The following is a 13367-nucleotide window of genomic DNA, read 5'->3' as shown; positions in this document are numbered from 1 at the left end:
CCCCCCCGGCCCCCGCCGCCGCGCCGAGGTGCGCGCACCCGCCGGCCTCGGTATTTTCTCCGGAAACCCCTATTTGACCTGCACCAGCCCGGGTCCCGGACCCGGGCGGGATCGGAGACCGCGGTGACCGCCGAAGCCGGCCTGCCCGACACGCTGCGCGACCTGCCCACTTGGACGCCGGATCCGGTGGCGCTGGCCGATCTGGAGCTGCTCCTGTCGGGCGTGTACCGGCCGTTGACCGGCTTCCTCGGCTCGTTCGACGCCGCCATGGTGATCGCGGGCGGGCGGCTCGCCGACGGCACCCCGTGGCCGGTGCCGGTCACCCTCGCGGTCCCCGAGGAGCTCACCGGACACGAGCGGGTCGTGCTCCAGGACCCCGAGGGCGTGCCGCTCGCGGTGCTGGAGGTCACCGAGTCCTGGCAGGACCCGACGACCAAGGGGCGGCGGCTGGCCGGCCCGCTGGAGGCCCTGCGCGCACCGGCACACGGACCGTTCCACGGCCTGCGCCGCCGCCCGGACGAGATCGAACCCCACGAGGGCCCCGTCCTCGCGGTGGCCACCCGCGAGCCGCTGCACCGCAAGCAGCTCGGGCAGCTCCGCCAGGTCGCCGAGCGGCTCTCCGCGCGCGTGCTGGTGCTGCCGCTGCTGAGCGGCGAGCACGACGAGGCGCTGGTGCGGGCGCTGCTCGCGGTGCGCAGGGAGCTGCCGGACGGCGCCCGGATCATCCCGGTGCCGCTGCCCGCCCGCGACGACCACGACCACGCGCGCGACGTGCTGCTGCGCTCGCACGTCGCCGCCGCCTACGGCGCGACCCACCTGCTGGCCGAAAGCGAGGCCGAGGGCGCCGCGACGGACGTGGTCGTGCCCGAGCCGTGGGCCTACGACGCCGACGTCGAGGTGTGGCGACCGGTCGCGCGCATCGCGCCCGACCATGTCAAGGCCGAGCTGACCGCCGAACGGCTCGGCGAGCTGCTCGACCGCGGCGAGCCCGTCCCCGACTGGTTCACACCCCCGGCGGTCGCCGCCGAGCTGGCCGTGGCCCGTCCGCCCAAGTTCGAGCGCGGCCTCACGGTGTTCTTCACCGGGCTGTCGGGGTCGGGCAAGTCGACGGTGGCGCGCGGGCTGTCGGACGCCCTGATCGAGCGCGGCGGCCGGACGGTCACGCTGCTCGACGGCGACGTGGTGCGGCGGCTGCTGTCGGGCGGGCTGACGTTCTCCCGGGCGGACCGCGACACCAACATCCGCCGCATCGGCTACGTCGCCGCCGAGGTCACCCGGCACGGCGGCGTGGCGATCTGCGCGCCGATCGCGCCGTACGCCGCCACCCGCGCCGAGGTGCGCCGGATGGTGGCGGCGGCGGGCGACTTCGTGCTGGTCCACGTCGCCACACCGCTGGAGGAGTGCGAGCGCCGTGACCGCAAGGGCCTGTACGCCAAGGCGCGGGCCGGGCTGATCCCCGAGTTCACCGGCGTCTCCGACCCGTACGAGGCCCCGGGCGACGCCGACCTGGTGCTCGACACCTCGCAGCTCGAACCGGACGAGGCCGTCGCCCGGGTGCTCGACCTGCTGGTCGAGGGCGGCTGGGTCCGCACCGCCTGAGCCCGTCCGGCCCGCCGCCCGGGATTCGACCCCCCGGGTGGACGTCCCGCCTGGTCATGTGCTTACCCTGGTAATCGATTTTTCCTATATACCCGGTAGGTCATAGCGATGGACTTCGATTGGACGATGGCGCTCGGCTCGTTCCTGGTCGCCATCGTCGTCGGGCTGACCGGCATGGGCGGCGGAGCGCTGATGACGCCGATGCTGGTCACTTTCTTCGGCGTCAGCCCGCTCGCCGCGGTCTCCAGCGACCTGGTGGCCGCCGCGGTCATGAAACCCATCGGGAGTGCGGTGCACTACCGGCAGGGCACCATCGACCTGCGGCTGGTGGCCTGGCTGTGCGTGGGCTCGGTCCCCGCGGCCTTCTCCGGCGTCCTGCTGGCCCGCGCGCTCGGGGGCGGCGACCAGATACAGGATCTGATCCAGAAGGCGATGGGCGTCGCACTGCTCATCGCCGCGGCAGGCCTGGTCTTCCGCGGCTACCAGGCCATGCGCGACCGTACCCGCACGGCCGGACGGGGCGGCGGCGCGGACGGCGGGACCGGCGACGAGGGGAGCGGCGGCGCGGCGCCCGAGATCGTCGTCCGGCCGGTGCCGACCGTGCTGGTCGGGCTGGTCGGCGGCCTGGTCGTGGGCGTCACCTCGGTCGGCTCCGGCTCGCTGATCATCGTGGCGCTGCTCGCGCTGTACCCGGCGCTGAAGGCCAACCAGCTCGTCGGCACCGACCTGCTCCAAGCGGTGCCGCTGGTGTTCGCCGCCGCGCTCGGGCACCTGCTGTTCGGCGACTTCCACATGGAGGTCACCGTCGCGCTGCTGGCCGGTTCGATCCCCGGCGTCTACCTCGGCTCCAAGATCTCTTCGCGGGCGCCCGGCGGCCTGATCCGCCGCGTCCTGGCCGTGGTCCTGGTGGCCTCCGCGCTCAAGATGTTCGGGCTGGGCGCCGTCCCGCTGGCCTGGACGCTCGTCGGCCTGGTCGCCGCCGCCACCGGCGCCTGGCTCGTGCTGCGCCGCCGCCACGCCGCCGTCGCCGGCCCGGTGGACGCGAGCGCGGGACGCACGGCACCCGCCGGCCCGGCCGGGGCCGCGGCGCCGACCGGACCGACCGGGTCAGCCGACGAGGTGTCCCTCTGAGGAGACCGCGGTGGACGACGCCTCGCGCGGCGGGTCGCCCTTGCGGAGCATCCGCCACAGCAGCGCCGCCGATACCAGCCCGCCGCCGCCCAGGCAGTACGGGGCGTACGCGGCGTGCGCCGGGTCGGAGATCAGCAGGGCCGTCAGGACGAGCAGCCCGGTGACGCTCTCGACGCCGCGGATGGTGAACACCGTGCGGGACCGCTTGCGCGCCGTGGCGAGGCTCGCCAGCGGGAGCGTGCACGCGAAGCAGACCGCGTAGACGCCCCATCCGGCCAGCGCGGTGCGGTCGACCTCGAAGGACCCGCCGGTCACCAGCGGACCCAGCCAGTCGACCAGCAGAATGCCGGCCAGGCTCATCACCAGCGCGATCCCGGCCATCAGGCCGCAGGCCCGGACCGCCTGCCGGGCGCGCATCGGCGTGCCGGCCCGCTCGGCCTCGGCGAAGTCGCCGAGCAGGAACCAGCCCGCGCCGTTCACGAAGGTCAGCGCGGGCGCGAGCAGCAGCCGCGCCGCCTCGACCCCGGCCAGCGCCGCGGTCGACGCGAATCCGGCGATCATGATGCGGGCGACCAGCAGCGCGCTCGGCCGGATGCCCGCCTGGATCGATCGCCACCACGCAAATCCGGCGATCTCGCGGAACGCGGTGCCGCGCAGCGGCGCCCGCGCGTACTCGGCGGCGGGCAGCCGCAGCCGGGCCAGCGCGATCGAGGACAGGCAGCCGACGCACATCGCGGCGAGCAGCAGCTCGACCGACGCGTCCGCGCCGAGGCCGAGGGCGGCGCCGAGGGTCGCGAGCGTCGTCAGCAGGTAGCAGGCGTCGTTGGCCGTCAGCCGCCAGAACTCCATCCGCGCGGTGAAGATCCGCCGCCCGGTCTCGTTCAGCAGCCAGAGCGCGACCAGCAGCGCGAACAGCGCGATGCCCGCCGGTCCGGCCAGCCCCATCACCACCGCGACGACCGCGCCGACGGCGGCGCCGGCCACCACGGTGCCGGCCACCGACAGCAGCAGCGCGCCGCGGATGCGCGGCTCGAACCGGTCGTAGACGGTGAGGGTGTCGCCGACCCAGCTGGTCTGCACCGAGGTGATCATCACCAGCACGGCAAAGAACAGCGCGTACGCGCCGTAGCCGGACGCGCCGAGGGTGCGGGCCGCCAGGGCCTGGACCAGCAGGCTGCCGCCCGCCGTGACGAACTGGACGGTGACGGCGCCGCCGGCCGACGCCAGAAGACGCCCGACCTTCCCCGCGACGCGCCCCGCTGCGGCCGGGCTCACCTGTCCAGGTCGTAATGCATCAGGGACGAGTCTCCGCTGCCCTTGCCGGAGCCCTTGTCGGGGGCGCGCCTGCCAGGCGCGGGCTTGGCCCGCTTGGCGGCGCGGCCGATGTCCTCGGCGGTGCGGGTCGGGTCGCCGCCCTCGGCGAAGGGGTCGATGAGGGGCTCGACCGGGGAGGGCTTGTCGTCGTCGGCGAGCTTGTCGGGACGGCCCTTGGCGTGCGAGCCCTTGCCGCGCGAGCCGGGCGTGCCCTGCGCGCCCGGCGACTGCGAGGGCGACGGGGACTTGCCGCGCGGCGCCGCCCCGTTGGCGCGGCCCGTCGGACGGCCGCGGGAGCCGTTCACCCCGTTGAGCCCCTTCAGGTCGTGGTCCATGTCGACCGGCGGCGGGGTCGCGGGGAGCGCGGTGGTGGCGGACGCCGGTGAGGTGGCGGTGGCGGCGAGGCCGTGCACCTCCTCGGAGGTCCACACCCGGCCGGACCGGTCGGTCGGCGGGGGCGCCTGGCGGCCCCGCGCCCGGCGCGCCCCGCGGGGCCGCTCGTTGGGCGGTGGCGCCTGCTCGGCGGCGCGGGCGGACTCCTCGGAGTGCCGGCCGCCCACCGCGCTCGAGCGTCCCGACAGAAGCTCGGGGATCGGCCCGGAGCCCGGCAGCCCGCCGTTCACCGGGCCCCCGTTCACCTGGCCCCCGTTCACCGGCCCGCCGCCCAGCGGGCCGCCCTCCACCGGGGCGCCGAACGCGCCCGCCGGACGGGTGCGGCGGCCCGGCGCCGAGGCGCGCAGGAACGACACCACGCAGGCCACGATCAGCCCGATGGCCAGGCCGATCACGGCGTTCTGTGGCAGCTTGCTGCCGGACGCGGCGGTCGGGTCGGCGGTGTCGAGGAACTGGAGGCCGTCGTTGGTCTTGGACCGGGCCGACAGCAGGCCGCTCTCCTCGGTCTGGAGCTTGGTGAGCTGGGCGGCGAGCGTCCGGTAGGTGCGGGAGCCGGCGTTCGGGGTGAGTTCGAGGTCCTGGGTGACCTTGCGCTCCATGCCCTGGATGTTCTTGATCTGCTCGTCCAGCTTGGTGACGTTGGTGGAGACCGTGACCTCCTTGTACGCCTGGAGCACCGAGTTGGCGATCGCCGCCGCTTCGGCCATGTCGCCGCCACCGGCGGTCACGATCACCACGCCGCCGTCGGGCTTGCTGGAGGTCTTCACCCGGCCGCGGAGCTGCTCACCGGTCAGCGCCGGCCCGCTCTTCTCCTTGACGATCTGCGCGGCGCGGGCCAGCACCGGCGCGGACCCGGCGAACGCGGCGCGCTGCGCCGTGTAGGTCGCGTACCCCTGACCGGAGACCACGCCCATGCGCAGCACGTTGTTGTTGTTGGTCGGGTCGGTGACGGCGAACCGCGCGGTGGCGGTGACGCTGCTGAACATGATCTGGGTGGCGGCGACCGAGGCGAGCACGGACGCCAGCACGATGATGAGCGACATCAGGCGGTAGCGCCAGACGGCCTCGACGAGACTGATCTCCGGAGTGGCCGGGACGGGAGTCTGTGCAGTCATCAGCGGCTCTGAGTCCTCGTGAGGGCGTGGGCAGGGGCGGCGAGGCTGCGGACGGCCTCCCGCAGCTCGCGGTGGTAACGGTCCTTGCCGAACCGCCGTGCGGCGTCCGCTCGGGCCCGCTTGGCCATCGCCAGCGCGCCGTTCCAGTCGTCGAGCAGGCGGGCGATGCCGTCGGCCAGCGCGGCCGGGTCGTCCGGCCGGACCAGGACGCCGTTCTCGCCGTCGGTGACGATCTCGACCAGCCCCTGGGTGGCGCTGGCGACCACCGGCCGGCCGGCCAGCATCGCCTCGACCGCGACGTTACCGAACGGTTCGACCCGGGAGGGGACGATCGCGATGTCCGCCTCGGCGAACGACTCCCAGACCGACGGCCGGAAGCCCGCGAAGACCACCTCGCCGGAGGCCGCCTCGCGCAACTCGGCCTCGAACCACTCGTACCCCGGGAAGATGTCGCCGACCAGGGTCAGGGACGTATCGTACCCGCGCTCGCGGAGCAGTCCGGCGGCCCGGACCGCGACATCGGAGCCCTTGCGCGGCGACAGCCGTCCGACCAGCGCGATCCGGGCCGGCGGACCCGGCTCGGCGCGCGGCTCGGTCACCCGGCCGGGCTCGTCCACCCCGTTGTAGATCACCTGGCCGCGCCGGCCGGCGCCGCCGAGCGCCGCGGCGCTGGCCCGGCTGTTGACCACCAGCGTGCGGGCCAGCCGCAGCGGCAGCGACAGCGCGGCGCGCACCGGGCGGGGCACGCCGTCCTCGGCCTCGTGCACGTGGCACAGCGCCGGGACGCGGGCGAGCCGCGCCGCGACCAGCCACAGCGGGATGGTCACCGTGTTGACGTACAGCACCGCGGCCCGCTCGCGGCGCAGCAGCCGCCACGCCGCCGGGAGCGCCCGCGTCGCGGCGAACGCCAGCCGCACCAGCCCGAGCGGCGACATGTACGCCTTGCGGAGCACCGGCACGGGCAGGATCACGATCTCGGCCCCGGCCTCGGCCAGTGCGGCCGACAGCGGCCCGCCCGCCGGCAGCGTCACCAGCACCCGCCAGTCGGGCGCCAGCGCCCGGACAGACTCGATGAGCATCCGGTCCGAGCCGTAGAGATCGGGTGACGGGTGCGCCAGCACCACGACGGACTTCGCGTCTCGTGCGCCCACATCCCCACCTTCACGATCGTGCGGGTTCACCGGATACCAGTCTCCCGCCGCTCTCAGATTAACTCTCGTTTACCGCCGAGACGCATCGCACCTTCCGCATAGCCTGTGCGGATTAGCACAAAAGGCAACGTAAACAGACTGGGGGCCAGGGTGCACATCGCCATGGTAGGGACTCGCGGCGTGCCGGCAAGGTACGGCGGCTTCGAGACGGCGGTGGAGGAGATCGGCAAACGGCTCGCCGCGGCGGGTCACGAGGTCACCGTCTACTGCCGGGGCGAACGGCACCCCGAGCCCGAATACCTCGGAATGAAGCTGGTCCATCTGCCCGCGGTGAAGAAGAAGGTCGCCGAGACCCTCAGCCACACCGGCCTGTCGGTCCTGCACGCAGCCCGCCGCCGTCCGGACGTGGCGCTGGTCTTCAACGCGGCCAACTCCCCGCTCCTGCCGGTGCTGCGCACCCTGCGCGTCCCGGTGGCCACCCACGTGGACGGCCTGGAGTGGAAGCGCACCAAGTGGAGCGGCACCGGACGGCGCTACTACCGCGCCGCCGAGTCCCTCTCGGTCCGCTGGTCGGACGCGCTGATCGCCGACGCGGTCGGCATCCAGGACTACTACCGCGAGCGGTTCGCCGCCGAGTCGGTCTTCATCGCCTACGGCGCGCCGATCCTGCACGAGACCGACACCGCCAAGCTGGCCGAGGCGGGCTACGAGCCCGGCGGCTTCCATCTGGTGGTCGCCCGCTTCGAGCCGGAGAACCACGTCCACGTGGCGGTCGAGGGCTACCGGCGCAGCGGCGCCACCAAGCCGCTCGTGGTCGTCGGCTCCGCCCCGTACGCCGACGCCTATACCGCCGAGGTCAAGGAGCTCGCGGGCGACGACCCGCGGATCACCTTCCTCGGCGGCGTCTGGGACCAGGACCTCCTCGACGCCCTGTACGCGGGCGCGCTGACCTACCTGCACGGGCACTCGGTCGGCGGCACCAACCCGTCCCTCCTGCGGGCGATGGGGGCCGGGGCGTCCGTGGTGGCCTACGACGTCAACTTCAACCGCGAGGTCCTCGGTGCGGAGGCAGGCCGCTTCTTCAGTGACGCGGCGTCCCTGGCGGCCGAGGTCGAGGCCGCCGAGGCGGCCCCCGGCGAGGCCGCCGACCGCGGCGCCGCGGCCCGGAAGCGCGCCGCCGAGCGTTACGTGTGGGACGACGTGGCGGCCTCGTACGAGCGCCTCTGCGAGGACCTGGCCGCACGCCGCCTGACCCGCAAGACCGTCCGTCCCCGCAAATGATCCGCGGGGCCCGTCCGCCTGACCGGATGTGGTCAGGCGGACGGGCCCCGCGCCGCACGGGCGACTCACCCGGCGGGCAGCCGGATCTGGCCCTGACGTGAGACGAGCTCGCGCCCCGGTGGTCCTCCACCGGGGCGCGAACGGGTCAGGGGGGACCCTGGTCAGTACTTCCGGATCACTTGCCCGCGGAACCGCTGGCGTCGCTGGTGACGGAGTTGCCCAGCGGGTCGGTCACCCGGATCCTGTAGGTGTGCTTGCCCGCGGGCGGGTTCGCGTCGGTGAAGCTGAGCTCCGGCCGGGTCCAGAACGCGGAGCTCTGCGACAGCGTGCCGATCGCCGTGGTGCCCTTGTCGCGCAGCACCTCGTACTTCAGGGTGCGGTTGTCCATGTCCCAGGTGGACTTCCAGGACACCTTGATCTTCTTGGTCAGCGCCACGGTGCTCGCCTTGGGCACCGCCAGGTCGGCCTTGACCGGGCCGGACTTGTTGGGCGCCTTGGCCTTGATACCGAACCGGACCAGGCCCTGCTGGCTCTTGCCGTTCACGCGCGGGAACTCGCCGCCGAGCGCAAGGTAGTTGGCGTTGCCGGTGATGGCCCACGCGGCCTGGTACTGCTTGGTGAACGACCCCATCGCCAGGGTCGGGAACCAGTGCAGCAGGGTCGGGACGGGCTGCTTGCTGTAGTTGCTGTTGGTGCCCGGAGGCGCCTTGTCGGTGCCGGTCGCGGCGCGCGTCTCGGCGAGCGTGCGGTGGTTGGTCTCCGGTGTCGTGTCCGGGAACGCGCCCAGCGACTCGCAGTTGTGCGCGTGCGAGACGCTGTAGACCGTCTGCCCGGTCGCGAAGACGCCGTACGTGGCGCCGTAGCAGTTGTCGAGCCACATCAGCGCGCCGCCGGCCGTCTTGGCGGCGAACCGTCCGTCGTACCAGTGCATGCCCTCGCCGTTGGCGGAGCCGAACACCGTGTCACCGGAGACGAACAGGTCGGTGACATAGGAGAACTTCTTGCCGAGCTTGGTCGGGATCGGGCGGCTGGTCCACTTGCCCAGCGACCCGTCGGCGGTGTTGACCGCGCCGATGCCGACCTTGTTGGTGCCGTTCAGCTTCTGGAACTTGCCGCCCACGATGACGCGGCTGCCCGCGAGCGCGAGCGCCATCACCTCGTCGTCGTCGGCGGTCGGCTTCCAGGTGTCGATGTTGGCGCCGTTGGACGCCTTCACCGCGGCGAGCCTCGTCCGCGACTTGCCGTTGACGTTGAAGAAGTTGCCGCCGATGTAGACGGTGCTGTTGGAGGCGGCGATGCCGCGCACCTTGTTGGACACCTTCGGCGCGAACCCGGCGACGAGCTTGCCGGTGGCGGTGTCGAAGGCCGCGATCCGCGAGCGGGCCTGGCCGTCGACGGTGGTGAACTCGCCGCCGACGTACACGCGCTTGCCGTCCGGGGACGCCACGATGCGCAGCCCCTGCCCGTTCAGCGAGTGGTTGAACGAGGTGATCAGGTTGCCGGTGGTGAGGTCGAACGCCAGAATGTTGCGCCGCGCGACCTCCTTCGCGTTGCCCTCGGCGGTGCCCGGCGGGCGCGCCTTGGTGAAGTTGCCGGTCGCGTAGACGGTGTTGCCGACGGTGACCATGCTCCACACCACGCCGTTGACCTGCCAGGTCGGCAGCGGCTCGGCGGTCACGGTCGCCGGGAGCCCCTTCCCCGGGGCGGTGTCGGCCGTCGCGCTCGCGGCCGGGATGAGGGCAGCGCCGAGAAGTGTGGCGGACGCCAGTACTCCGATCCGGCGCTGACGCGTTGCAGCTTTCACGAGTCGGTTCCCCTGCCCATAACCCCGTGCGGCCCCTACGGCCACACGGTCTGGAGATCGTAATGCTTGGCCCGATCCGACTCGCCCACAACTTATGAAATTGTGATGCGCATCTAATCGTCCCCCTAGGTCAGGGCGTCCTGGCGGGTAAAGAAAAGAAAACGCCCCGGGAGGTAAACCCCGGGGCGCCTTCAGGAGTCGTGTGCCGTACGGGCCCTATTCGGTGACCGCCGCGAGGTCGTCCACGAACACCGTGGCCGGCGCGTTGGTGGCATTCCCGGCCAGGTAGGTCCGCACCCCGACCGAGCCGGCGGCCTGGAGGCCGGCGGTGGCGTCGGTCTGGGTGACCTGCCAGTCGGGCTCGGCGGCGCCGTCGGCCCACACCTTGGCCTTCAGCGTGGTCGGCGAGCCGCCGGTGACCTGGAGCCGCATCCGCAGCGCCCGGCCCGGCGCGTAGGTCAGGCCCGCGACGGTCTGCTCGGCGCCGATGGCGGTCTCGGCCTGCGCCGTGTCGGTCCGGCTGAGCTGGAGCGAGACGACGCCGGACGGGCGGAACCTGATGCGGGCCCGGTACTCGCCCGCGCCGTTCACCCGGCGTCCCACCGCCCAGAAGTAGACCCCGTTGCCGGTGCCGTCCTTGTCGGTGGCGACCTTGAGGGTCAGGTCGCTCGACTCGGTGGACACGTCGTTGAGGTACGCGCCCGCCGACGCCTTCGGGTCGGCCATCGTGATCTGGCCGGTGCCGTCCGCGACCGACAGCCCGCCCGCCGCGCCGACGCCCGTCCAGGCGCCGCCGGTGTCGGCGGTGCCGAAGCCGGACGCGACCGTGCGGCCGAACGCGTCGGCCGCGAGCGTCCGCGATCGCGCCGTGACGGTGTGGGTGACCTCGTCGGTCGCGCCGTCGGCGTCGGTGACCTTGAGCTTGACGGTGTGGTCGCCGGCCGCCGCGTAGGTGTGCGACGGCTTGGCGCCGGTACCGGTCTGGCCGTCGCCGAAGTCCCAGGCGTAGCTCGCGATCGTCCCGTCCGGGTCGGCCGAGCCGGAGCCGTCGAAGGCGCAGACGAGCTGCTCGCACGCGGCGGTGAACGCGGCCACCGGCGGCTTGTTGGGCGTGACCGTGCCCGCGCCGAGCCCATGGTGCTTGGCGACCTGCGCGGCGGTCAGCGCCTGCGGGTAGACCGCCGCCTCGTCGATGGCGCCGTTCAGGTAGCCGCTGGTGGGCGCGGACGTCCAGCCGCCGAGCCCGTCGCCGCCGACCCGCCAGAACCCGGCGTACGCCTGGGCGCTGGTGACGTCGGCGTCGGCCGCGACCTGCGCGCCGTCGACGTACAGCTTCATCCCGGCCTGCCCGTCGAGCGTGCCGGCGACGTGGTGCCACTTGCCGTCGTTGAAGCCCGCCGCGCTCTGCACCGTCTTGACCGAGCCCGGGTAGACGCCGAACAGGACGCGGCCGTCGTTGCTCAGGTACAGGTGCCGGTCGAAGCTGCTGCTCGCGCCGGCGGCCTTGTTGCCGTACCCGATGATCTTCCCGCCGGTCGTGGACGTGGTCTTCACCCACGCCTCGACGCTGAAGCCGCCCGGGGTGGGCGCGGCGCCGCTGCCGGAGGTGCCGGTGGAGGTGCCGTTGAACTGCACCGCCTTGTCGTCGTCGCCCGCGATGGCGCCGGTCTGCCCGCGCGTGGCGCCGGCGGCGAGGGTGAGGTCGTTGGCGCCCGCGATGTCGTACACGGTGCGGTCGCCGCCCGCGCCGAGCCGCCAGTACGCCTGGGCGCCGTCGCCGTTCACCTCGGCCGAGTACGGCCCGGCCGCGCCGCCGCCCGCGCCGGGCGTGACCGCGTTGGACGCCGGGCTGGTCACGGCGTTGCCGGCCGCGTCCGAGACCCGGATCTTGTAGGTGTGCGAGGTCCCCGCCGGGGCGCCGGAGTCGGTGAACGCGACGGTCGGCTTGTCCCAGAAGGTGCTGGCCTTCTGGACCGTCCCGACCGGGGTGGTGCCGTTGTCGCGCAGCACCTCGTACTTGAGCGTGGCGTCGTCCATGTCCCAGGTGGTCTTCCAGGACACGCGGGCCCCGCCGGGGACGCTCTGCGCGGTGGGCGTGCCCACCTCGTCGGCCTGCGGGCCGGTCTTGTTGGGCGCCTTGTCCTTGAGCGCGAACCGCACCAGCCCCTGCTGGGCCTTGCCGTTCACGCGCGGGAACTCGCCGCCGAGCGCGATGAAGTCGGAGTTGCCGGTGACCGACCAAGCGGCCTGGTACTGCCCGGTGAACGCGCCCATCGCCAGGGTCGGGAACCACTGCAACAGGCTCGGGATCGGCTGCTTGTTGTAGTTGCTGTTAGCGCCGGGCGCGGCCTGGTCGGTGCCGGTGGGGTAGGCCGTCTCGGCGAGCGCCCGGTGCCAGGTCTGCGGGGTGGTCTCGGGGAACGCGCCGAGGGAGGCGCAATCGTGCGCGTGCGAGACGCTGTAGACCGACTGGCCCTGCGCGAAGATTCCGTACGTCGCGCCGTAGCAGTTGTCGAGCCACACGAGGTCGCCGGTAGCGGCCTTGGCCGCGAACCGTCCGTCGTACCAGTGGTAGCCCTCGCCGTTGGCGGCGCCGTAGACGGTGTCGCCTGACACGTACAGGTCGGTCACCCAGGACAGCGCGTTGGTACCGGTCTTGGTGGGGATCGGGCGGCTGCTCCATGGGGCGCTGGCGCCACTGGTGGCGTCGATCGCCCCGACGCCGACCTTCGCAGCGCCGTTCAGCATCTGGAACTTGCCGCCGACCAGGACGCGGTCGCCGCCGGGCGCGAGCGCCAGCGCCATCACCTCGTCGTCGTCTGCGGTCGGCTTCCAGGTGTCGATGTTGGCGCCGTCGGACGCCTTCACCGCGGCGAGCCGGCTCCGCGACTTGCCGTTGACGTTGAAGAAGTTGCCGCCGAGGTAGACCGTCGTGTTGGAGGCGGCGATGCCGCGCACCTTGGCGGAGACCGTCGGCGCGAACGCGGTGTCGAGTGCTCCGGTGGCGGTGTCGAAGGCCGCGATCCGCGAGCGGGCCTGGCCGTCGACGGTGGTGAACTCGCCGCCGACGTACACGCGCTTGCCGTCCGGGGACGCCACGATGCGCAGCCCCTGCCCGTTCAGCGAGTGGTCGAACGAGGTGACCAGGTCGCCGGTCGCGAGGTCGAACGCCAGGATGTTGCCCCGCGCGACCTCCTTCTCATCGCCTTCTGCCGTGCCGGGCGGGCGCGCCTTGGTAAAGTTACCGGTCGCGTATACCGTGTCGCCAACGGTGACCATGCTCCACACGACACCGTTGACTTGCCACGTCGGCAACGGGTCGGCGGTCACCGTGGCCGGTGGCGCGGCAGGTGGAGCGGTGTCGGCCATCGCCGCCCCGGAGGGCAGGGCCACGGCACCGAGCAGCGCGGTCGAAAGGACGGTCACGACGGCGACGGCCGCTCTTCCCGCGCGGCGGGCGCGGCGCGCTCTCCGGGGTGGAAGGCCCGGCAGCGACTGAGATCTCACGAGATGGTTCCCCTGCCCCAAAAGCTCCCGAGACCCCACGGTCACAGAAGTAATGAAAGAGTAACCTGTCGC

8 protein-coding genes are annotated in these 13367 nt (G+C 73.1%); 3 read left to right on the top strand and 5 right to left on the bottom strand.

The genetic code is table 11. From position 1 onward, the window contains the following. The first annotated feature begins 123 nt into the window (after window positions 1-123). Window positions 124-1599, top strand: coding sequence for an adenylyl-sulfate kinase (gene cysC, locus OHA34_RS29505; protein WP_285938116.1), 1476 nt, complete (start codon window positions 124-126; stop codon window positions 1597-1599). A 108-nt stretch (window positions 1600-1707) separates the two neighbouring features. Beyond that, a complete protein-coding gene (locus tag OHA34_RS29500) occupies window positions 1708-2730 on the top strand; it encodes a sulfite exporter TauE/SafE family protein (RefSeq protein ID WP_285938117.1) in 1023 nt (340 codons plus the stop codon). Here OHA34_RS29500 and OHA34_RS29495 read toward each other — a convergent pair. From OHA34_RS29495 to OHA34_RS29485, 3 genes are read right to left on the bottom strand one after another with little or no spacing between them, the layout of a single operon-like run. Beyond that, complete coding sequence (locus tag OHA34_RS29495; protein ID WP_329519545.1) at window positions 2707-4005, bottom strand: lipopolysaccharide biosynthesis protein; 1299 nt, start codon at window positions 4003-4005, stop codon at window positions 2707-2709. The two genes, OHA34_RS29500 and OHA34_RS29495, sit on opposite strands and share 24 nt — an antisense overlap. Further along, the gene (locus OHA34_RS29490) at window positions 4002-5552 is read right to left on the bottom strand and encodes a hypothetical protein (RefSeq protein ID WP_329519544.1); all 1551 of its coding nucleotides are present in this window, start codon (window positions 5550-5552) and stop codon (window positions 4002-4004) included. The genes OHA34_RS29495 and OHA34_RS29490 overlap by 4 nt, the downstream gene beginning before the upstream one ends. Further along, complete coding sequence (locus OHA34_RS29485) at window positions 5552-6703, bottom strand: glycosyltransferase family 4 protein (protein ID WP_285938120.1); 1152 nt, start codon at window positions 6701-6703, stop codon at window positions 5552-5554. Before OHA34_RS29485 ends, OHA34_RS29490 begins: the two co-directional genes overlap by 1 nt. 180 nt (window positions 6704-6883) lie before the next feature. Here OHA34_RS29485 and OHA34_RS29480 point away from each other — a divergent pair, with 180 nt between their 5' ends. Further along, entirely contained in the window at window positions 6884-7984 is a 1101-nt protein-coding gene (locus OHA34_RS29480; protein WP_329519543.1) for a DUF1972 domain-containing protein, read from the top strand. 175 nt (window positions 7985-8159) lie between these two features. Here OHA34_RS29480 and OHA34_RS29475 read toward each other — a convergent pair whose 3' ends face one another. Both OHA34_RS29475 and OHA34_RS29470 read right to left on the bottom strand, forming a co-directional pair. Further along, complete coding sequence (locus OHA34_RS29475; protein WP_285938123.1) at window positions 8160-9788, bottom strand: hypothetical protein; 1629 nt, start codon at window positions 9786-9788, stop codon at window positions 8160-8162. Between the two features lie 216 nt (window positions 9789-10004). Beyond that, window positions 10005-13214: a LamG-like jellyroll fold domain-containing protein gene (locus OHA34_RS29470; protein ID WP_329519542.1), complete on the bottom strand. Its 3210-nt coding sequence runs from the start codon at window positions 13212-13214 to the stop codon at window positions 10005-10007. Between the last annotated feature and the right edge of the window lie 153 nt (window positions 13215-13367).

Source organism: Spirillospora sp. NBC_01491 (genome assembly GCF_036227065.1).
GTDB classification, from domain to species: domain Bacteria; phylum Actinomycetota; class Actinomycetes; order Streptosporangiales; family Streptosporangiaceae; genus Spirillospora; species Spirillospora xylanilytica.
The sequence above is the reverse complement of the archived record's forward strand: the minus strand, read 5'-3'. Positions and strand labels throughout refer to the sequence as shown.